Source organism: Agromyces larvae (assembly GCF_022811705.1).
Classification (GTDB): domain Bacteria; phylum Actinomycetota; class Actinomycetes; order Actinomycetales; family Microbacteriaceae; genus Agromyces; species Agromyces larvae.
Genome location: NZ_CP094528.1, coordinates 1284799 through 1304868, shown reverse-complemented (window position 1 = coordinate 1304868; position 20070 = coordinate 1284799). Strand labels below are relative to the sequence as shown.

General features: G+C 71.5%; 23 protein-coding genes, 2 tRNA genes and 1 riboswitch. Of the genes, 13 read left to right on the top strand and 12 right to left on the bottom strand.

Annotation, left to right across the window (positions count from 1 at the left end; all coding sequences use genetic code 11):
• Positions 1 to 270 precede the first annotated feature (270 nt).
• The 7 genes from MTO99_RS06085 to MTO99_RS06055 all read left to right on the top strand — a co-directional run bounded on the left by MTO99_RS06085 (position 271) and on the right by MTO99_RS06055 (position 6187).
• Positions 271 to 1584 (top strand): DNA polymerase IV, encoded by a 1314-nt coding sequence (locus MTO99_RS06085; protein WP_243557831.1) that lies wholly within the window; start codon positions 271 to 273, stop codon positions 1582 to 1584.
• A 121-nt stretch (positions 1585 to 1705) separates the two neighbouring features.
• A complete protein-coding gene (locus MTO99_RS06080; protein ID WP_243557829.1) occupies positions 1706 to 2062 on the top strand; it encodes a hypothetical protein in 357 nt (118 codons plus the stop codon).
• Between the two features lie 56 nt (positions 2063 to 2118).
• A riboswitch (TPP riboswitch) is annotated at positions 2119 to 2229 on the top strand.
• 37 nt (positions 2230 to 2266) lie between these two features.
• Positions 2267 to 2896, top strand: coding sequence for an ECF transporter S component (locus tag MTO99_RS06075; protein WP_243557827.1), 630 nt, complete (start codon positions 2267 to 2269; stop codon positions 2894 to 2896).
• A 1-nt stretch (position 2897) separates the two neighbouring features.
• Complete coding sequence (locus tag MTO99_RS06070) at positions 2898 to 4418, top strand: ABC transporter ATP-binding protein (RefSeq protein WP_243557825.1); 1521 nt, start codon at positions 2898 to 2900, stop codon at positions 4416 to 4418.
• A complete protein-coding gene (locus MTO99_RS06065) occupies positions 4415 to 5269 on the top strand; it encodes an energy-coupling factor transporter transmembrane component T family protein (RefSeq protein ID WP_354002516.1) in 855 nt (284 codons plus the stop codon). The genes MTO99_RS06070 and MTO99_RS06065 overlap by 4 nt, the downstream gene beginning before the upstream one ends.
• On the top strand, positions 5266 to 5868 hold the full coding sequence (locus MTO99_RS06060) for a nucleoside/nucleotide kinase family protein (RefSeq protein ID WP_243557823.1): 603 nt from the start codon (positions 5266 to 5268) through the stop codon (positions 5866 to 5868). Before MTO99_RS06065 ends, MTO99_RS06060 begins: the two co-directional genes overlap by 4 nt.
• A 58-nt stretch (positions 5869 to 5926) precedes the next feature.
• A complete protein-coding gene (locus MTO99_RS06055; RefSeq protein ID WP_243557821.1) occupies positions 5927 to 6187 on the top strand; it encodes a hypothetical protein in 261 nt (86 codons plus the stop codon).
• Between the two features lie 17 nt (positions 6188 to 6204).
• Here the strand turns inward: MTO99_RS06055 and MTO99_RS06050 are convergent, their stop codons facing one another.
• The 5 genes from MTO99_RS06050 to MTO99_RS06030 form a co-directional block, all read right to left on the bottom strand.
• Positions 6205 to 7458, bottom strand: coding sequence for a D-alanyl-D-alanine carboxypeptidase family protein (locus tag MTO99_RS06050; protein ID WP_243557819.1), 1254 nt, complete (start codon positions 7456 to 7458; stop codon positions 6205 to 6207).
• A 25-nt stretch (positions 7459 to 7483) separates the two neighbouring features.
• Complete coding sequence (locus MTO99_RS06045) at positions 7484 to 7831, bottom strand: metallopeptidase family protein (RefSeq protein WP_243557817.1); 348 nt, start codon at positions 7829 to 7831, stop codon at positions 7484 to 7486.
• 169 nt (positions 7832 to 8000) lie between these two features.
• Positions 8001 to 8076: transfer RNA gene (locus tag MTO99_RS06040), tRNA-His, on the bottom strand.
• Positions 8077 to 8118: 42 nt separating this feature from the next.
• Complete coding sequence (gene orn, locus MTO99_RS06035) at positions 8119 to 8742, bottom strand: oligoribonuclease (RefSeq protein WP_243557815.1); 624 nt, start codon at positions 8740 to 8742, stop codon at positions 8119 to 8121.
• Between the two features lie 51 nt (positions 8743 to 8793).
• Positions 8794 to 8866, bottom strand: a tRNA-Arg gene (locus MTO99_RS06030).
• Positions 8867 to 9002: 136 nt separating this feature from the next.
• Between MTO99_RS06030 and nadE the strand changes: the two genes are divergently transcribed.
• A complete protein-coding gene (gene nadE, locus MTO99_RS06025; protein ID WP_243557813.1) occupies positions 9003 to 9833 on the top strand; it encodes an NAD(+) synthase in 831 nt (276 codons plus the stop codon).
• 10 nt (positions 9834 to 9843) lie between these two features.
• Here the strand turns inward: nadE and MTO99_RS06020 are convergent, their stop codons facing one another.
• From MTO99_RS06020 to MTO99_RS06010, 3 genes are all read right to left on the bottom strand, one after another.
• The gene (locus tag MTO99_RS06020) at positions 9844 to 10491 is read right to left on the bottom strand and encodes a hypothetical protein (protein WP_243557811.1); all 648 of its coding nucleotides are present in this window, start codon (positions 10489 to 10491) and stop codon (positions 9844 to 9846) included.
• Positions 10492 to 10571: 80 nt separating this feature from the next.
• Positions 10572 to 10835: a hypothetical protein gene (locus MTO99_RS06015; RefSeq protein WP_243557809.1), complete on the bottom strand. Its 264-nt coding sequence runs from the start codon at positions 10833 to 10835 to the stop codon at positions 10572 to 10574.
• A 98-nt stretch (positions 10836 to 10933) separates the two neighbouring features.
• A complete protein-coding gene (locus MTO99_RS06010; protein WP_243557807.1) occupies positions 10934 to 11941 on the bottom strand; it encodes an aldo/keto reductase in 1008 nt (335 codons plus the stop codon).
• A gap of 228 nt (positions 11942 to 12169) precedes the next feature.
• Between MTO99_RS06010 and MTO99_RS06005 the strand changes: the two genes are divergently transcribed.
• From MTO99_RS06005 to MTO99_RS05990, 4 genes are all read left to right on the top strand, one after another.
• Entirely contained in the window at positions 12170 to 12772 is a 603-nt protein-coding gene (locus MTO99_RS06005) for a single-stranded DNA-binding protein (RefSeq protein WP_243557805.1), read from the top strand.
• Positions 12773 to 12849: 77 nt separating this feature from the next.
• Positions 12850 to 13341, top strand: coding sequence for a DUF6993 domain-containing protein (locus tag MTO99_RS06000; protein ID WP_243557802.1), 492 nt, complete (start codon positions 12850 to 12852; stop codon positions 13339 to 13341).
• 3 nt (positions 13342 to 13344) lie between these two features.
• Positions 13345 to 15027: an energy-dependent translational throttle protein EttA gene (gene ettA / locus MTO99_RS05995; RefSeq protein WP_243557800.1), complete on the top strand. Its 1683-nt coding sequence runs from the start codon at positions 13345 to 13347 to the stop codon at positions 15025 to 15027.
• A gap of 1 nt (position 15028) precedes the next feature.
• Positions 15029 to 15505 (top strand): acyl-CoA thioesterase, encoded by a 477-nt coding sequence (locus MTO99_RS05990; protein WP_243557798.1) that lies wholly within the window; start codon positions 15029 to 15031, stop codon positions 15503 to 15505.
• Between the two features lie 6 nt (positions 15506 to 15511).
• Here the strand turns inward: MTO99_RS05990 and MTO99_RS05985 are convergent, their stop codons facing one another.
• From MTO99_RS05985 to MTO99_RS05975, 3 genes are all read right to left on the bottom strand, one after another.
• Positions 15512 to 16045, bottom strand: coding sequence for a hypothetical protein (locus MTO99_RS05985; RefSeq protein ID WP_243557796.1), 534 nt, complete (start codon positions 16043 to 16045; stop codon positions 15512 to 15514).
• Positions 16046 to 16047: 2 nt separating this feature from the next.
• Positions 16048 to 16545 (bottom strand): Rieske (2Fe-2S) protein, encoded by a 498-nt coding sequence (locus MTO99_RS05980; RefSeq protein WP_243557794.1) that lies wholly within the window; start codon positions 16543 to 16545, stop codon positions 16048 to 16050.
• Positions 16546 to 16654: 109 nt separating this feature from the next.
• Entirely contained in the window at positions 16655 to 17536 is an 882-nt protein-coding gene (locus tag MTO99_RS05975; RefSeq protein ID WP_243557792.1) for an acyl-CoA thioesterase, read from the bottom strand.
• A gap of 84 nt (positions 17537 to 17620) precedes the next feature.
• Between MTO99_RS05975 and MTO99_RS05970 the strand changes: the two genes are divergently transcribed.
• Complete coding sequence (locus MTO99_RS05970; protein WP_243557790.1) at positions 17621 to 18301, top strand: DUF8185 domain-containing protein; 681 nt, start codon at positions 17621 to 17623, stop codon at positions 18299 to 18301.
• A gap of 45 nt (positions 18302 to 18346) precedes the next feature.
• Here MTO99_RS05970 and MTO99_RS05965 read toward each other — a convergent pair whose 3' ends face one another.
• On the bottom strand, positions 18347 to 19978 hold the full coding sequence (locus MTO99_RS05965; protein ID WP_256461048.1) for an FAD-binding dehydrogenase: 1632 nt from the start codon (positions 19976 to 19978) through the stop codon (positions 18347 to 18349).
• Between the last annotated feature and the right edge of the window lie 92 nt (positions 19979 to 20070).

Genomic DNA, 20070 nt, shown 5'->3' with positions numbered 1-20070 from the left:
CGCCCCGGCGCAATCGCGCGGAGGAGCGGGGACCGGGGCCGCACCGAGCCCGCCGCGCCCTTGACCTCCGTTGCCTCCGGCACTGATGCGCGTGTGGCATGGGTTGCGGTGCCTGGTTGGGTTGCGCCTCCGGCACTGATGCGCGTGTGGCATCAGTGCCGGAGGCGGTGCGGGTGCTCTGCGCTCGGGTATGCCAGGGGCGCATCAGTGCCGGAGTCTGCGGAGGCGAATGCGTCGGCGGGTGTCAGTGGGTCGGGATAGCGTCGAATCGTGAGCAAGCAGGATGGCTCGGCCCGTCAGGTGACGACCGGCCCCGTCGATGATTCGGCGACGCCGATCCTGCATGTCGACATGGATGCGTTCTTCGTGTCGGTCGAGTTGTTGCGGCGCCCCGAGCTCCGCGGCAAGCCGGTGCTGGTCGGCGGTACCGCGGGGCGCGGAGTCGTCTCGGCGGCGAGTTACGAAGCCCGCAAGTTCGGGGTGAACTCCGCCATGCCGATGTCGGTGGCGCTGCGCAAATGCCCCAACGCGATCGTGCTTCGCGGCGACTACGCGAGCTACGCGAAGTACTCCAAGCGGGTGATGGAGATCTTCGAGTCGATCACGCCACGGGTTGAGAAGCTCTCGATCGACGAGGCGTTCCTCGACGTCTCGGGGGCCAGAAGGCTGCACGGCAGCCCTGCCGAGATCGGGTGGACGATCCGCGAACGCGTTCGCGCCGAGACGGGGCTCACCTGCTCGGTCGGCGTCGCCGCCACGAAGTACGTCGCGAAGGTGGCATCCGGCCGTGCGAAACCCGACGGACTGCTCGTCGTACCCGCCGCCGACACCGTCGCGTTCCTGCACCCGCTTCCGATCTCGGCGCTCTGGGGGGTCGGCCGAGTGACCGAGGAGTCGCTGGCCCGACTCGGCCTGCGCACCATCGGCGATGTCGCCGATATGCCCGCCGACGCGCTCGAACGGGCCGTCGGGCCCGCGCTCACCGCACGTCTGCGCAGCCTGGCCGCCGGTGAAGATCCGCGTCGCGTGCTGACCGGCCGCGAAGAGAAGAGCATCGGCCACGAGTCGACCTTCTCGTACGATCTCGTCGAGCCAGACGATATCCGTCGCGAACTGCTGCGACTCGCCGACGACGTCGCGGTACGGCTGCGTCGGGCCGGCCTGGTCGCGCGCACGGTGTCGCTGAAGCTGCGCTACGGCGACTTCCGCACTCTGACCCGTTCACGCACGCTGCCCGAGCCCACCGATGTCGGCCGTCGCATCTACGACGAGGCGGCCGCCGCGCTCGCCGGGCTGATCGGCGAGGGTGCGCGAGTGCGGCTCATCGGCGTGCGCGCCGAACAACTGCGGCCCGCGGGCGGTGGCGCCCTGCTCTGGGATCCCGACGAAGACTGGCGCGACGCCGAACGGGCGATCGACGAGGTCACCGCCCGGTTCGGGCGCGGCGCGGTGCGGCCCGCCGCGCTCGTGCGCGGCAAGCGCACCACCGCCGGAGCGGGCCGCGCGGACGACGACGCCGAGAACGACGGCCGCCCGGTCGACGTGCGATCCGAGGTGACGCGCCGGCTGCGCGACGGGGACTGACCCAGCGGCGGTGGGTGCGCCATCGCTCGCCCGGATGCTTCGCCTCGCACGTCCGAGGACCGGCGAGCCGCTCGACCGCAAGGGGTGGCCGGGCGACCGGCGGCTCGCTAGCCTTGCGCACATGACTGATCTCGTGCTCGACCTGGCTGACAAGGTCGCCGGTGTCGGCGTCCGCACCTCGTACGGCGACCCGGTCGACGTCGGAGGTTCCACCATCGTGCCGGTCGCGCTCGGTTACTACGGCTTCGGCGGCGGAAGCGGCAGCGGTGAAGGCGATGTCGGCGAAGACCGGCAGGGCCACGGCGAAGGCTCCGGGGGCGGCGGTGGCGGCGTCTCCATTCCGCTCGGTGCATACGTCGGACGTGACGGAGACGTGCGCTTCGAGCCGAACGTCATCGGGCTGCTGCTCGTCGCCACGCCGTTCGTCTGGGCGCTCGGCAAGACACTGCGGTGGGTCATCCGCGCGCTGAAGCACTGAACTGTTGCGCCGGATGCGCGAGTGGCCCGGCGCGGGCCGACTCGCGCGTATACTCGTGCCCTGAACACGGGAGTCCGGTGAGCCGGGCTGAGAGGAAGGTTCTCCAACCTTCGACCGTCGAACCTGATCTGGGTCATGCCAGCGCAGGGAGGGCATCGCATCTCGTTCCCGTGCCGCTTTCCATCGAATGAAAGGGCACGACCAGTGCACGCAACCATCACCGAATCCAGCAGCGTCTCGACCGGGAACCGTCGTCTGCGTTGGCGGGTCGTCGACATCGTCGTCGCCAGCGTCGTCGGCATCGCGACCGGTCTGCTGTTCCTCATCTGGAACAACATCGGCTACGCCTGGTTCTCCGCCGCCGACGCGCTCACACCGGGCCTCGGCGGCATCGCCGTCGGCATCTGGCTCATCGGCGGCGTGCTGGGCGGTCTGATCATCCGCAAGCCCGGCGCCGCGCTCTACGTCGAGGTGCTCGCCGCGATCGTCTCCGCGATCGTCGGCAACCAGTGGGGCATCGAGACCCTCTACTCGGGGCTCGCGCAGGGCCTCGGCGCCGAACTCGTGTTCGCGATCTTCGCCTACCGCAGCTTCGGGCCGATCGTGGCCGTGCTCGCGGGCGCCGTCGCCGGTCTCGGCGCGTGGACGCTCGAGCTGTTCACCTCGGCGAACCTGCAGAAGTCGGGCGAATTCCTCGCGCTCTACCTCGGCACCATCCTCGTCTCGGGGGCCGTGCTCGCCGGCCTGCTCGGCTGGCTGATCGTGCGCGGTCTGGCCGCCACGGGCGCGCTGAACCGATTCGCCGCGGGCCAGTCGGTGACGAAGCGGGTCTGACGTGACCGCACTCCGGGTCGCACCCGCCACGGTCGCCGCACACGACTGGGGATGGCGTCACGCGGGACGGCTGCGCTGGGCGATCGCCGGGCTCGACCTGCGGATCGAGCCCGGCGAACGGGTGCTCGTCGTCGGCCCGTCGGGCAGCGGCAAATCGACGTTCCTGCACGCGCTCGCCGGCGTTCACGGCGGCGACGAGGAGGGCGAGTCGGCCGGGCGACTGCTGATCGACGAGCACGACTCCCGCGACGCACGCGGACGAGTCGGACTGCTGCTGCAGGATCCCGACTCGCAGGTCGTGCTCGCACGCGTCGGTGACGACGTGGCCTTCGCGTGCGAGAACCTCGGCGTCCCGCGCGACGAGATCTGGCCGCGGGTGCGTCGAGCACTCGACGCCGTCGGCCTCGACGTGCCGCTCGACCACCCGACGGGCCGGCTCTCGGGCGGGCAGAAGCAGCGACTGGCCCTCGCCGGAACCCTGGCGATGCAGCCGGGTCTGCTGCTGCTGGACGAACCCACGGCGAACCTCGACCCGGCCGGGGTCGCCGAAGTCCGCGACGCCGTGCGCCGCGTGCTCGACGAGACCGGGTCGACGTTCGTCGTCGTCGAGCACCGCGTCGACGTCTGGGTCGACCTCGTCGGTCGAGTGCTCGTGTTCGGACGCGACGGACGACTCATCGCCGACGGGGAGCCCGCTGCGGTGCTCGAACGGCACCGCGACGAACTGCTCGCGGCAGGGGTGTGGGTCCCCGGCGTGCCGTTGCCCGTCCCCGCGGCGACGCCCGTCGCGCCCGGCACGGCCGTCGAACTCGCCGCTCACGGGCTCGCGATCGGCCGCACCCGCGGCCGCGTCCTGCGTCGCGGCATCGACGCGGGGCTGCCCTCCGGCCGGTCCACCGTGCTCACCGGGCCGAACGGAGCCGGCAAGTCCACCCTGGCACTTACGCTCGGAGGGCTGCTTCCTGCGCTCGACGGCCGTGTCGAGGCATCCGAATCGCTCGCCGCCGGCCTCGGACGCGACCCCATCGCCTGGCGTTCGAAGCAACTGCTGACCCGTATCGGCACCGTGTTCCAGGAACCCGAGCACCAGTTCGTGGCCCGCACCGTGCGCGAAGAGACCGCGGTCGCCGCAGGCGCGCTGGGTCTCGAGCACGCCGAGGCCCGCCGCCGGGTCGACGAGGTGCTCGACCGCCTCCACCTCGACCGCCTCGCCGACGCGAACCCGTTCACGCTGAGCGGCGGCGAGCAGCGTCGGCTGACCGTGGCATCCGTGCTCGTCGCCCGACCGCGGGTCGTCATCCTCGACGAACCCACCTTCGGCCAGGACCGGCTGACCTGGATCGAACTCGTCACGATCCTGCGCGAACTCGTCGCCGAGGGGGTCACCCTGCTCTCGGTCACGCACGACCGTGCGTACGTCGAAGCGCTCGGCGATCACCTCCTCACCCTGGCCGCCGCACCCGCCGGCGCCGGCAGGGACGGCGGGGCCGACGGCTCCGGCACCGCGGGGGTGGCTGCATGAGCCTCGACGAGCGCACCGGTGTCGGCGAGACGACCGACGTGGGCGGCTCACCCGCTGACAGTCGACGCGCCGACGGCCCGGGTCGGCGTCGGCGGCTGCGCCTGTTGGCGCGCGTCAACCCGGTGACGCGGCTCGCGGCGATCATCGTCATGACGACCCCGCTGCTCTTCACCGTCGACTGGGTGAGCGCGGCGATCGCGCTGGTCCTGCAGCTCGTGCTCTTCGCCGGGGCGGGCCTCTCGCTGCCGACCATCGCGAAGCGGGTCTGGCCGATCCTGCTCGCTGCGCCGATCGCCGGGGTCAGCATGCTGCTGTACGGCCGGCCGTCGGGCGCGGTGTACGTCGACATCGGGTTGATCCGCATCACCGACGGGTCGATCGAGCTCGCGATCGCGGTGACGCTGCGGGTGCTCGCCGTGGGGCTGCCGGCCGTGCTCCTGTTCATCGACGTCGACCCGACCGCGCTCGCCGACGGCCTCGCCCAGGTCTGGCATCTGCCGAGCCGATTCGTGCTCGGTGCGCTCGCGGGCGCCCGACTCGTGGGCCTGTTCCTCGAGGACTGGCGGGCGATGGCCCTGTCGCGGCGCGCCCGCGGCATCGGCGATCACGGCGTGCTGCGCCGCTTCGCCACGATGGCGTTCGCATTGCTCGTGCTCGCGATCCGGCGCGGGTCGAAGCTCGCGACCGCGATGGAGGCGCGCGGATTCGGCGCAGATCGTCCGCGCACCTGGGCGCGGGAGTCGCGCGTCGGTGCCGCCGATCTGGTGCTCGTCGCGGTCGCAGTGGCGGTCGCGGTGATCGCACTTGGGGGCGCCGTCGCCGCCGGCACGTTCCATCCGGTGTGGGCGTGAGCGCTCGCCCGGAGCGCGATCGGAGCGGCTCCGCGACCGCGCACGGTGCGCCGGCGGGCATCCAGGTGCGCGCCGCGGTCGAGCGCGCCGCCAGGCGAGCGGATGCCTCGGTCATCGCGATCGACGGACCGAGCGGTGCCGGCAAATCGTCGCTCGCGGATGCGCTGGCGGCCACCCGGCCGGGCCCCGTGCGCGTGCTGCGGCTCGACGACGTGTACCCCGGATGGCACGGGCTCGACCGAGGCGCACAGCTCGCGCGCATCGGACTGATCGGGCCGCTCGCGGCGGGGCGGGCGGGCCGCCGGCCGGTCTTCGACTGGACCGCGTCGCATCGCGCGGGCTCGGTCGCGGAGTTCCCCCGCCGTGGACGCACGATCGTGGAGGGGTGCGGAGCGTTCGCGGCAGTCGCCGGGCGACGGAGCGGCGTGCTGCGCGTCTGGCTGGACGCACCCGACTCCGAGCGCCGGGCCAGGGCGCTGCGACGTGACGCGGGCGGGTTCGACCCGTACTGGACGATGTGGGACGCCCAGTGGCGTCGGTACGCCGCCCGACGCCCGAGGGCGACCGCGGACCTCATCGTGCGGATCGTCGGCGAATGAGGGCGACTCGCGCCGGCCGACCGTGCGCGAGGAGCGCGCACCGGCGTAGCGTAGCGACATGACTGATGCGCAAGCCGGCGGACAGTACGTCGCCGAGTTCATCGACGGGCCGCTCGAGGGCGACTTCGAACGGCGGGCCCTGGTCGGCGGCAAGCCCGAGAAGCGGGTGGGCATGGTCGCGGCCGTCGACGGTCTCGAATCGCTGTTCTGGTACGACGCCGTCGACGAGCGCAGCGTGGGCAGCGAACTGCGGGTGCGGTTCCGCTTCGACGCCGACGACTCCGACCCGGTGGAGTTCGACGAGGACGACAACGACTGAGCCGCCGCCGCGGCGGATCAGTCCTGGTTCGCCGCGAACGCGCCGATGATCGCGAACGGGTTCGCGAGCCGCCAGAGCGGCCCCGGGTCGTCGATGTCGGCCGAGAGTCGAAGCGGCGAGCCGACCTCGCCCGCACCGGTGGGCACGGTGACGCGCCCGATCTCTCGACTCGAGCTCGCGGTCGTGAACGGTTCGACGGTGACGGTCGCGGCGCCGGTCGCGCCCGCCCAGCCGGTGCCGGCACGGGTGGTGGAGGCGATGAGATCGGCCCGGGCTCCCCACGCGGTGCTCACCGAACCGTACGCGGTGCCCGCCGTGATGAGCTCGATCGGCGCCGCAGCAGCCGCGGCCGCCTCGACGACGGCGGTGACGGCGGGGTCGAGCGTCTCGTAATCGGGCACGAGCAGCATCGCGCCGACCAACCGGTTCGATGCGTCGGATGCTCCGCTCGCCACCTCGGCGGTGAACAGGAACGTGATCGCCGCCGGGTCGGTGTAGCTGCGGGTGATCGCCCGCACCCCCACGTCGCCGAGGCGCGCGACGACATCGGGCACCTGCCGGGCGGTGGGGGCCGAGGACGCCGAACCGTCGAGGAGCGCCGCGAGCGACGGATCGGACATCGCGAGCGCGGCGAGTCGGGTCAGCTCGGCCGCCGTGCCGACGTTGTCGCCCGACAGCCCGGTCGCGTCGGCCACCTTCGTGGCGGTGAACCCGTGATCGCCGAGCCAGGCGTTGGCGGCGGTCACGTATTGCTCGACGCTGCCGAACGCCCACCGTGCGAGGGTGTCGGCGTGGTTGTTGCTCGACGCGAACAGCACCGCCCGCACCACGTCGCGCTCGGTCCAGGTCTCGCCGGGCGAGACCTGGAGGGTGCGCGAGTCCTCGTCGCGGTAGCGCAGATAGTCGGTGTAGTCGGCGGGCTTGATCGTGATGCCGGGGCCGTCCTCGTCGGCCGCGAGCGGCAACGAATCGAGCGTCACGAGCAGCGTGACGAGCTTCGCGGCGCCGCCGATCGGCACCGTGTCGTCGCCGCCCGACTGCGCGAGCAGGAACGCCTCGCCGTCGTCGCCCACGACGGCGATGGCGCTCTGGCCGACGGCGGGCATGGGCAGCTCGACCGCGGCGGGAGGCGTCGCATCCGTGGTCGTCGCGGTGGTGACCGCTGCCGCTGGAAGAGGCCCCAGGAGCATCGCCGGGCCGTAGACGCCAATCCCCAGGATCGCGACCGCGCCGACGAGGATGCCGACGATGCGGCCGGGTCTGAGGCTCATGCAGACAGGCTAACCCGGGGCGGCGTCACGCCCAGCCCAACTCGTGCAGCCGGTCGTCGTCGATGCCGTAGAAGTGTGCGATCTCGTGCACGAGCGTGATGTGGATCTCGTCGCGGAGCTCGTCTTCGTCGGCGCAGATCGCGAGCAGCGACTCGCGGTAGAGGATGATGCGATCGGGCATCTCGCCGAAGCCGTACCGGTCGCGCTCGGTGAGCGCGGTGCCGTCGTACAGGCCGAGCAGGTCGAGGGAGCCGTCTTCGGGCCGGTCCTCGACCACGAAGACGACGTTGTCGAGCCCGTCGACCATGTCGTCGGGGAGCCGGTCGAGCTCGTCGACGACGATGGCCTCGAAGGCGTCAGCGTCGAGTTCCACGAACTGCTCCGTTCACGCTGCACCGCTCGGGCGCTCTTGGGGTGAGTGGCGGGGCTTGAACCCGCGACCGGCCTGTGTGGATGCTGCACCGCTCGGGCGCTCTTGGGGTGAGTAACGGGGCTTGAACCCGCGACCGGCCTGTGTGGATGCTGCACCGCTCGGGCGCTCTTGGGGTGAGTAACGGGGCTTGAACCCGCGACCTCCTGGACCACAACCAGGCGCTCTACCAACTGAGCTATACCCACCATGCGTCATGACCGTGGGGCGATCATGGCAACTCAACGAGCTTACACCACCTTGGCTGCGAACTCGTTCACGACGTCGGCGGCGATCGCCTGTACTTCGGGCGTGGTGGGGCCCGGATCTGCGACGAACGCGGCACGCCGGTAGTACTGGAGTTCGCGGATGGATTCGAGGATGTCGGCGAGGGCGCGGTGCCCGCCGTTCTTGGCCGGCGCGTTGATGTAGACGCGCGGGAACCAGCGCTTCGCGAGCTCTTTGATGGAGGAGACGTCGACGTTGCGGTAGTGCAGGTGGCCGTCGAGGCGCGGCATGTACTTCGCGAGGAATGCACGATCGGTGCCGATCGAGTTGCCGGCGAGCGGTGCGCGCTGGCTCTCGGGGACATGCCGCAGCACGTACTCGAGCACCTGGTACTCGGCATCGGCGACGCTCACGCCGTTGGGGATCTCTTCGATGAGCCCCGAGTCGGTGTGCATGCGGCGCACGAAGTCGTTCATCGACTCGAGGGCGCTCGGATCGGGCTTGATGACGATGTTGAGCCCTTCGTCGACGGGCTGGAGGTCGTAGTCGGTGATGATCACCGCGATCTCGACGAGTTCGTCGACCTCGAGGTCGAGGCCCGTCATCTCGCAGTCGATCCAGACGAGTCGATCCGCAGCACCTGCCATGCGGCGAGTCTACCGGCCGCATCCGACACGGCCGTTCGCGGGCCGATTCGGCGCCCCCGGCAGGAATCGAACCTGCGACCGACAGATTAGAAGGCTGCTGCTCTATCCGCTGAGCTACGGGGGCCGACTCCGACAGCTTACCGAACCGCCCCGGGCGCCGCCGCGGAGCCCTCCGGGGGACACGAGCAGAGGGGCCCGCGCCGATCGACGTCGGCGGAGCGCGTAGCGCCCACGAAACATCCGGGCAGTATCGTCGACCCATGCACGCCCTGCAGGAACGCATCATCCGAGAACTCGACGTCCACCCGAGCATCGATCCGGCGAGCGAGGTCCGCCGTCGTGTCGACTTCCTGAAGCACTACGCGATCGCCTCGGGCGCCGCGGGCTTCGTGCTCGGCATCAGTGGCGGGCAGGATTCGACGCTCGCCGGTCGACTGTGCACGCTCGCGGTGACCGAGCTCGCAGCCGAAGGCCGGGCAGCGCGGTTCGTCGCCGTGCGGTTGCCGTATCGGGTGCAGCGCGACGAGGACGACGCGCAGCTGGCGCTGGAGTTCATCCAGGCGCCGGAGGTCGTCACGTTCGACATCCACGGCGGCGTCGACGGGGTCGTGGCCGACTACCTCGAGGCTATCGGCCGACCGTTGAGCGACTTCGGGAAGGGCAACGTGAAGGCCCGGCTGAGGATGGTCGCGCAGTATGCGATCGCGGGGGAGGGCCGGCTGCTCGTCGTCGGCACGGATCACGCGGCCGAGGCGGTCACCGGGTTCTTCACGAAGTTCGGCGACGGCGGTGCCGACGTCATTCCCCTGTCGGGGCTCACGAAGCGGCAGGGGCGTGCCCTGCTCGAGCATCTCGGCGCGCCCGAGCGGCTCTCGCTGAAGACGCCGACGGCGGACCTGCTCGATCACGCCCCCGGACAGGCCGACGAGGTCGATCTCGGCCTGTCCTACCGCGACATCGACGCGTATCTCGAGGGCGAGCAGATCGACCCCGACGTGGCGCGGCGACTCGAGCAGCGGTATCTGCAGACGCGCCACAAGCGCGCGACGCCGGTCGGCCCGGCGGAGACCTGGTGGCAGACCGGCGAGTGATCGCGCCCCGTCAGTCGGCTCGGACGACGGGGACCGGGCTCGTCGACGGTGACCGCTCGTCGGCCGGCGGATCGGCCAGCGCCGCCGTGTCGCCGTAGCGGTCGTGGTGCTGCTCGGCCACCCAGGAGTCCTGTTCGTCGATCAGCGCCTGGTCGGGCTCCTTCCGCTGCGTGCGCCAGTGCGCGAGATCGTCCTGGAATCGACGGCGGGCCCGGTTCGGGCGGCGCTCCCAGTCGATGAGCCGATCGCGGAACTCGGCGACGGCGGGGTCGAGCTGGTAGCCGAACGTCGCCGATGCGCGCTTCAGCTCGTGGAGCTGGTGCGCGGCCCAGTTCGCCGCGACGGCGGCGCCGCGAATCGGCAGTAGACGGACGAGGATGTCGGCCTGACCGACCGCGCGGTCGGCGAGCACCTGCTCTTGCGGGGTGAGCGAGTTCCACACCGAGGCCTCGGTCGCGGCGTCGACGAGCGCCTGCACGGCCGCGGTCTTCTGTTCGCGGTCGCGCTGTGCGACGAGTCGACGGGTCGAAGCGCTCGCGATCCACGCCGCCAGCAGCCCCGAGAGGATCACCGCGATGAACAGCACGCCGGCCGAGAACAGCGCCGGACGGGCGCCCGGCGACGCGAGCCAGCTGACGAAATCGTTCCACCACTCCATGCGCGCAGGCTATCGCCCGACCTTCGCCGTCGGCGTGATCGCCGTCGGCGTGGCCGAACCTGGAGCCGCCGCCGCCGCGTTCAGCGGAACACCTCGGCCGCGTCGCGCGAGCTGCGGAACTCGCCGACCGGCATCGTGCGCGCGGTGCCGGTCACGAGACGTCGGGCGACGAAGCGCTCGTCGGCATCGAGACCGGTGCGCCGCTCGATGTGGCCGAGCACGGCACCGGTCGCCGACGCGACGCGCCACAACCCGGGTGCGGCGGCGGCGAAGCGCAGGCCGGGCACGGCCTCGGGGAAGGGCTCGCGCTGATACGCGACGGCGGTCGTGGTCGGGATGGTCATGATCGCTCCTCTCGTCGTGCAGCCGGCCCTGCGTTCTCCTGGGAACGCTAGGGCCGACCACCGACATCGAGGGGCGTGGGCGGGTGTGCGGTGCGGCGTCAGCCGAGCACGGTACCGTGCGCCGCGTACGGCTCGATCAGTTCGATCTCGGCAGGCGTCAGCGGCGAGGCATCCAGTGCCGCGATGTTCTGCTCGAGCTGGGCGACGCTCGAGGCGCCGACGAGCGCACTCACGACCGTCGGCTCGCGCAGCACCCAGCTGATCGCGAGCTGCGCGATGGTCTGGCCGCGCTGCTTCGCGATCTCGTCGAGGGCGCGCACCCGCACGAGGTACTCGGCGCTGATCTTTTCGGGGGAGAGGAACCGGCTGGTCGCCGCGCGCGAGTCGGCGGGCACGTCGCCCGACAGGTACCGGTCGGTGAGCAGGCCCTGCGCGAGCGGCGAGAACACGATCGCCGCCGATCCGATCTCGCGAAGCACGTCGAACAGGCCGTCCTCGATGTGCCGGTCGAACATCGAGTACCGGGGCTGGTGGATGGTCAGCGGGATCCCGTGCTCGGCGAGCGCCTCGGCCGCGGCCAGCGTCTGCTCGGGCGAGTAGTTCGAGACGCCGACGTACAGCGCTTTGCCCTGCTGCACCGCGCTCGCGAGCGCGCCCATCGTCTCCGCGACGGGCGTCTCGGGGTCGGGCCGGTGCGAGTAGAACACGTCCACGTACTCGAGTCCCAGCCGCGACAGGCTCTGGTCGAGCGAGGCCAGCACGTACTTGCGCGAGCCCCACTCGCCGTAGGGTCCGGGCCACATGTCGTAGCCCGCCTTGGACGAGACGATGAGCTCGTCGCGGTATGCCGACAGGTCGGTCGAGAGGATCCGGCCGAAGTTCTCCTCGGCGCTGCCGGGGGGCGGGCCGTAGTTGTTCGCGAGGTCGAAGTGCGTGATGCCGAGGTCGAAGGCGCGACGCACGATCGCGCGCTGGGTGTCGAAGGGGCGGTCGTGACCGAAGTTGTGCCACAGGCCGAGCGAGATCGCGGGCAGCTTCAGACCGCTGCGGCCCACGCGGCGGTAGGGCATGCGGTCGTAGCGGTCAGGGGAGGCGAGGTGGGTCATGTCGGTCAGCCTACGGCGGTCGGGCCGCCGGGTCGCCTCCGACTCCGCGACTTCTCCTCGACAGCCGGCGGTTCGGGTGCGATCGTGCACAGTCGCGTCGCTCGGGCGGTCGGATGCCTCGGCCATGGGCCAATCTCTGAGCACGCGGCATCCGGGGCGATCACCGGCACGAGCGCTCCGGATGCCGCGAGCCGCCGATCCCGGCGACGCCGACTGCTGAGGAGCATCATGACCGACCAGATCACCATCACCGGCATCGTGGGCAGCGACCCGCGGCCGTACCAGACGAACCAGGGCCTCGCCATCACGAGCTTCCGGCTCGCGTCCACGCGCCGCTACTTCGACCGTGTGCAGGGCGCGTGGGTCGACGCGGACACCAACTGGTACACCGTGTCCTCGTTCCGCAATCTCGCGCTGAACACGGCGCTGTCGATCCGCAAGGGCGAGCACGTCATCGTGCACGGCCGCCTGAAGCAGCGGGCGTGGGAGGCGGGGGAGCGCAGCGGCACCGCGGTCGAGATCGAGGCCGACGCCATCGGCCACGACCTCGCCTGGGGCGTCACCCGGGTGCGCAAGGTGGCGCCCGAGGCCGCGAACGAGACGTCGAGCGCTGCCGAGGGGGAGCTCGGCGCGAGCGGCGGCGAGCCAGCCGCCGACGCGGTGAACGGTGCGGGCAGCGGCGACGAGTACGCGGTCTCCGCGCCCGACCCCGAGGGCGGGTTCGCCGAGCTTGGGGGCTTCGCGGTCGAGAACGGGCACGACATCGTCGATGACGGCGAGCACGACGACCCGGCCGGGTTCGCGGCCGAACTCGCCGGATCGCTGCGCTGAGCGGTGCGCTCGTCCGCCCGGGCCGGGCCGACCGCATAGACTCGGCACGGGCGGACGGCACCGCCGGAAGGGGAGACATGAGACGGCGCCGCACCTCCAGGGCGATCCTCGGGCTCGCCGTCGCCTGCCTCGGGTTCACCCTTGCGGGCTGCACCGCGCCCGACCCCGAGCCCACCGCAGCGCCCACCGGGCGCCCGGTCCCCACCGCCTCCGCGGGTCCCGCCGATGCGCCGACGCCGACGCTCATGCCCGATCTCTCGGCGACCGAGAATCTGCCGGCGTTCGACTACGTCAACCTCGCGGTGGTCGCGGCGAATCCGTCGGCCGGCGGGCGTGCGTTCATCGATGCGCTGGTGCAGGCCGGGTTCGACAAGTCGAAGATGGAGGTCACGAGCGACGTGACCACCCTCGACAAGCCGGCCGACTCCATCCAGTTCGCGGTGCAGTTCCAGGGTGAGTGCCTCGTCGGGCAATTCGGTCCGGCATCGGGCGGCTACCACGGCGCGGTGCGCCCCCTGCTCGGAACCGGCCGCTGTCTGGTCGGCGCGACCGTCCCCATAGACTGGTAGCAAATGGCTGAGTACATCTATTCGATGGTTCGCGCCCGCAAGGCGGTCGGCGACAAGGTGATCCTGGACGACGTCACGATGGCGTTCCTCCCCGGAGCGAAGATCGGCGTGGTCGGTCCGAACGGGGCGGGCAAGTCCACGATCCTGAAGATCATGGCCGGGCTCGACCAGCCCTCCAACGGCGAGGCGCGCCTCACGCCGGGGTTCTCGGTCGGCATCCTCATGCAGGAGCCCGAGCTCGACGAGTCCAAGACCGTGCTCGAGAACGTGCAGGAGGGCGTCGGCCCGATCAAGGCGAAGCTCGACCGGTTCAACGAGATCTCGCTCGCGATGGCCGAGCCCGACGCCGACTTCGACGCGCTGCTCGCCGAGATGGGCAGCCTCCAGGAGGACATCGACCAGGCCGACGCATGGGATCTCGACTCGCAGCTCGAACAGGCGATGGACGCGCTGCGCTGCCCGCCCGGCGACACCCCGGTCTCGGTGCTGTCGGGCGGTGAGAAGCGCCGTGTCGCGCTCTGCAAGCTGCTGCTGCAGAAGCCCGACCTGCTGCTGCTCGACGAGCCGACGAACCACCTCGACGCCGAGAGCGTGCTCTGGCTCGAGCAGCACCTCGCCAAGTACCCCGGCGCCGTGCTCGCCGTCACCCACGACCGGTACTTCCTCGACCACGTCGCCGAGTGGATCTGCGAGGTCGACCGCGGCCGGCTGTATCCGTACGAGGGCAACTACTCGACGTACCTCGAGAAGAAGGCCGAGCGCCTGCAGGTGCAGGGCAAGAAGGATCAGAAGCTCCAGAAGCGGCTGAAGGACGAACTCGAGTGGGTGCGCTCGAACGCCAAGGGCCGTCAGGCCAAATCGAAGGCGCGTCTCGCGCGCTACGAGGAGATGGCAGCCGAGGCCGAGCGGACGCGCAAGCTCGACTTCGAGGAGATCCAGATCCCGCCGGGGCCGCGACTCGGCGACGTCGTGCTCGAGGTGAAGAACCTCGAGAAGGGCTTCGGCGACCGCAAGCTCATCGAGAACCTGTCGTTCTCGCTGCCGCGCAACGGCATCGTCGGCATCATCGGCCCGAACGGCGTCGGGAAGTCGACGCTGTTCAAGACGATCGTCGGCTTCGAGCCGGTCGACGGCGGTTCGGTGAAGATCGGCGAGACGGTGAAGAACTCGTACGTCGACCAGTCGCGCACCGGCATCGACCCGAACAAGAACCTCTGGGAGGTCGTCAGCGACGGGCTCGACTACATCCAGGTCGGCAAGACCGAGGTGCCGAGCCGCGCGTACGTGTCGACGTTCGGCTTCAAGGGCCCCGACCAGCAGAAGAAGGCCGGTGTGCTCTCGGGCGGTGAGCGAAACCGACTGAACCTCGCGCTCACGCTGAAGCAGGGCGGCAACCTGCTGCTGCTCGACGAGCCGACCAACGACCTCGACGTCGAGACCCTGTCGAGCCTCGAGAACGCGCTGCTCGAGTTCCCGGGCTGCGCGGTCGTCATCACCCACGACCGGTGGTTCCTCGACCGCATCGCGACGCATATCCTCGCGTACGAGGGCACCGACGAGAACCCGGCCAAGTGGTACTGGTTCGAGGGCAACTTCGAGTCGTACGAGGCGAACAAGGTCGAGCGGCTCGGCGCCGACGCGGCCAAGCCGCATCGCTCGACGTACCGCAAGCTGACCCGCGACTGACATGCGCCTGCACGTGCCGACGCCGCTCCGCTGGGGCGATCTCGACGCGTACGGCCATGTCAACAACGCCCGGATGCTGAGCCTGCTCGAAGAGGCTCGCATCCAGGCGTTCTGGGTGTCGGACGACACGTCCGAGCACGCGGTCGGCGCGTCGACCGCGGTGATCGACGCGTCCGAGGGCACCAGCACGCTCACGCTCATCGCACGGCAGGAGGTCGAGTACCTCGCCCCGATCCCGTATCGGCGCCTGCCGCTCGACATCGAGCTGTGGATCGGCCGGATGGGCGGGGCGAGCCTCGAGGTCTGCTACGAGGTGTTCTCCCCTGAGGGCGTCGAGCCGCGCACGCTGTACACGCGGGCCGCCACCACCATCGTGCTCGTCGATGCCGCCTCGAACACGCCGCGCCGCCTCACCGAGCACGAGCGGTCGGCGTGGCTGCCGTACGTCGAAGCGCCCGTCGAGTTCCGCCGTCGCTGACCGAGGTCAGTCGTCGAGCGGCACGTCGCTGAACGTGCCCTCCCAGACGGCACGGCTGCCCGACTCGCCGATCTGCACGACCGTCCAGGTCGCGCCGGCACCGACCACGGCCGCCCCGACGGTGAGGACGACACCGGCCGCGACGACCGCCCCGCGCCGCGGCCGGCGATCCGTGTCCGCATCGGATGCCGCGTTCGCCGGTCGGCGGGCTGCGTGCTCCACGAGCGCCCACGCGGCGATCGCCACCGCGACCGCCAGCAGCGCCCACACCCACGGCAGGATCGACTCGCCCATCGACGTGTGCTCCTGGATGAGCGGTGCGGCGGGCACGCGCGCTTCGAGCCACTCACCGGCGGCGACCGTGGTCTGCGCGAGCGGCACGAGGCCGATCGCGACGATCAGCACCGGGATCCAGAGCACCCGGCGTGCCGCGGGCCACGCGGCGAGCACGAGGAGCAGCAGGGCGAGCAGCGGCACGCCGATCACGACGGCGTGCACGAGCAGCACGTGCAGCGGCAGCCCCGCGAACTCGTAGTCCATGCTCACGCACCCGTCACGATGCGGTCGCCCTCGACGTGCACGGGGATCGGCGTGAGCGGCTCGAACGCCGGACCGTTCAGCACCTCACCGGTCGCCGCGTCGAAGCGCGAGCCGTGGCAGGGGCAGTGCAGTTCGGCGCCCGCCGGGGCCACCTTGCACTGCTGGTGCGTGCAGATCGCACTGAAGCAGGCGACGACGCCCGCACTCGGCTGGGCGAGCAGCGCGTCGGCGCCGTCGACCGTGACGCTGATGCTGTCGCCGACCGGAACGTCGGCGAGCGCGGCGACCTCGGTGCCCGACTTCGTCTCGGCGCCCGCGGATGCCTCGCCGCCCGCCCCGCCGTCGCCGGTGTCGGCGCCGGCACCGTCGTCGCCGGAGGTGGTCGCGGGAGCGGTGTCCGACCCGGGCGCGCATCCGGCGAGCGCCAGCGCGCTGCCGGCTGCTCCCAGACCGCCGATGGTCAGCAACCCCCGTCGCGTGAGCTCCGCGCTGTCGGTCATCGTCGTCCCTTCGCGTCAGGGCCGCGCTCCGCGGCATCCGTGTGCCATTCTGGGGCAGCCGTGCGCGCGATGACCGGATGCACAGGATTCATTCAGTCGAATGCACCCGTCAGTCGAACGCACCCGGGTCGGGCACGCGCACCATGCCCTCCTGCGCGACGCTGGCGACGAGCAGTCCGTCGCGGGTGTAGATGCGGCCGAGCGACAGCCCGCGACCGCCGCCGGCGGACGGCGACTCCTGGGTGAACAGCAGCCAGTCGTCGACGCGCGCGTCGCGGTGCCACCACATCGCGTGGTCGAGGCTCGCGATCTTGAGGCCGGGTGTCACCCACGCGATGCCGTGCGCGCGCAGGATCGGCTCGAGGATCGAGTAGTCGCTCGCGTACGCGAGCGCGGCCCGGTGCAGTTTCGGGTCGTCGGGCAGCCTGCCGAACGCGCGCATCCACAGCGCCTGCCGCGGCACCCGCTCGCCGTCGGCGTGCAGGTAGATCGGTGCGGGGATGTGCCGGATGTCGAACGCGCGCTCCCGCGACCAGAATCGCGCCACGTCGTGGTCGATCGCCTCGAGCACCTCGGAGGCCGCCGGGAGCGACTCGGGGTCGGGCAGGTCGGCGGGGATGCCGGCCTGGTGCTCGATGCCGTCGTCCTCGGTCTGGAAGGACGCGATGAGCGAGAGGATCGGCTTGCCGTGCTGGTACGCCTGGGTGCGCCGGGTCGAGAACGAACGCCCGTCGTGGATGCGGTCGACGGCGAAGGTGATCGGGTGCGCGACGTCGCCGGGGCGCAGGAAGTAGCCGTGCATGGAGTGCAGCATGCGGTCGGCTTCGACCGTGTGCGTGGCGGCGATGAGCGACTGCGCCAGCACCTGCCCGCCGAAGACACGGCCCCGCGGCATCCACTGCGAGGGGCCGGTGAAGATGTCCTCGGTGGTGCGCGCGCCCGTGTTCGTCAGGTTGAGCGTGCTCAGCAGACCTTCGATCGGGCTGTTCATCGTGTCTCCGTCTCGGTCGCGTCCGGTGGGCGGTGCGGCGCAGCCGCCGGAGTCGCGGCGGTCCCTTGGTAGTTTATTCAGGAGATGGTCCAGCAACTGACGCTCGCCGACAGCCTCTCGCTCGGCGACCTGCACACGTATCTGCAGAGGGCGGGCCGTGTCGACGACGGATCCGTGCGGCTCATCGCCGGGAGCGGCATCCTCGCGGTCTACACCGCGATCCTGTACCCGCGGGGCATCCTCGACGAGACGCCGACGGTGCTCGGGCTGCGCACCTTCGCCCTCTCCGACACCGAGGACTTCGACAGCGTGGTGCCGATGCGCTCGCTGGTCGAGCGCATCGTGCGCGCCCGCGGTCAGCTTCCCGACGACGACACGTCGCGGCCGGTGAGCATGTCGCGCCCGCCCGAGGTGAACACGGTGACCTGGGCGGGCATCTCGCCGCCGCGAGGCGGCTGGCGAGCGCTCGGCGAGACGGATGCCCCGACCCTCGAGCGGGCGGCGCGAGCGGGGATCGACGAGGTCGCACAGGCGATCCCGGCCGGCACCGGCGAGCAGCTCGTGCAGCGCGTGCGCAGCGAGGTGTGGGGGCGCGGCATCGACGACCTCGAGTACGTGCCGGCCGGTGCGGGCTTCGCCGCCTACAGTCTCGGGTTCCTCGGCGACGACCCGATCGGCATCTTCGAGACCGGGCCGTGGACGCGGCTCAGCTCGCGGCGCGGGCACGTGCTCGTGCGCCGCAAGCCCTGGACCCTGAAGTCCTGAGCGGGGCGAGCGCCGTCGCGCCCGCCTCCGCCCGGGCGGCGTCCGTCAGCCGCGCGCCATGGCGCGCCCGGCCGCGCGGCCGCTGAAGAGGCATCCGCCCAGGAACGTGCCCTCCAGCGCCCGGTAGCCGTGCACGCCGCCGCCGCCGAAGCCGGCCGCTTCGCCGGCCGCGTACAGGCCGGGGATGGGCGCACCGTCGGCGCCCAATGCGCGCGAGTCGAGGTCGGTCTGGATGCCGCCGAGCGTCTTGCGGGTCAGGATGTGCAGCTTCACCGCGATGAGGGGCCCGGCGCCCGGGTCGAGGATGCGATGCGGAGTCGCCACCCGGATCAGCTTGTCGCCGCGCGAGCAACGCGCCGAACGGATCGCCGCGAGTTGGAGGTCCTTCGAGAACTCGTTGTCGAGTTCGCGGTCGCGCGCGCGGATCTGCCGCTCGACCTCCGCGGTGTCGAGCTCCGCGTCGCCCGAGAGCCGGCGCATGCCGTCGAGCAGTTCGGGCAGCGTGTCGGCCACCACGAAGTCGACGCCGTGCTGCTTGAACGCCTCGACCGGCCCCGGCGCGCCGGAGCGCACCCGCTGGGCGAGCAGCTTCAGGTCCTTGCCGGTGAGGTCGGGGTTCTGCTCGCTGCCCGAGAGCGCGAACTCCTTCTCGATGATCTTCTGGGTGAGCACGAACCACGAGTGGCCGTGCCCCGTGCCCATGAGGTGCTCGAGCGTGCCGAGGGTGTCGAAGCCCGGGAACAGCGGCACGGGCAGCCGCCGGCCGGTCGCGTCGAACCACAGCGACGACGGGCCGGGCAGGATGCGGATGCCGTGGGCGGGCCAGATCGGATCCCAGTTGGTGATGCCCTCGGTGTAGTGCCACATCCGGTCGCGGTTGACGAGCCGGGCGCCGGCCTGCTCGGCGATCGGCAGCATGCGGCCGTCGACGTGCGCGGGCACGCCGCTCAGCATCTCGGCGGGCGGGGTGCCGAGCCGCTCGGGCCAGTACTCGCGCACCAGGTCGGGGTTGCCGCCGATGCCGCCCGACGAGACGAGCACCGCGGGCGCGCGCACCTCGAACTCGCCGACGACGTCGCGGTTGCTCGGCGCGCCGCGCACGGCGTCGTCGTCGGCGAGCACTGCACCGCGCGCGCCGACCACGGCGCCGCCCTCGATGATGAGCTCGTCGACGCGGTGCCGGTGCCGCAGCTCCACCAGCCCGGCCGCCTCGCCGGCCTTCACCCGCGCGATGAACGGCGCCAGCACCCCGGGCCCGGTGCCCCACGTGATGTGGAAGCGCGGCACCGAGTTGCCGTGACCGGTCGGCGTCCCGTCGCCGCGCTCGGCCCAGCCGACGACGGGGAAGAAGCGCACGCCCTTCTCGTGCAGCCAGGCGCGCTTCTCACCGCCCGCGAACTCGAGGTACGCCTCGGCCCAGCGCCGGCCCCAGGCATCCTCGTCGTCGCGGTCGAAGCCCGCGGTGCCGAACCAGTCCTGCCGGGCGAGCTCGGGGGAGTCCTTGACGCCCATGCGCCGCTGCTCGGGCGAGTCGATCAGGAACAGGCCGCCGAACGACCAGTGCGCCTGGCCGCCGAGGCTGGCGGCCGGCTCCTGCTCGAGGACGACGACGTGCTTGCCGGCGTCGACGAGCTCGGCTGCGGCGACCAGGCCGGCGAGGCCGGCGCCGATCACGATCGCGTCGGGGGTGCGGGCCGTGCGGGCCGTTCGGGCCGTGCGGGCCGTTCGGGCGCTGCGGGCGGGTGAGGGGGCGGGGGAGGATGCTGCCA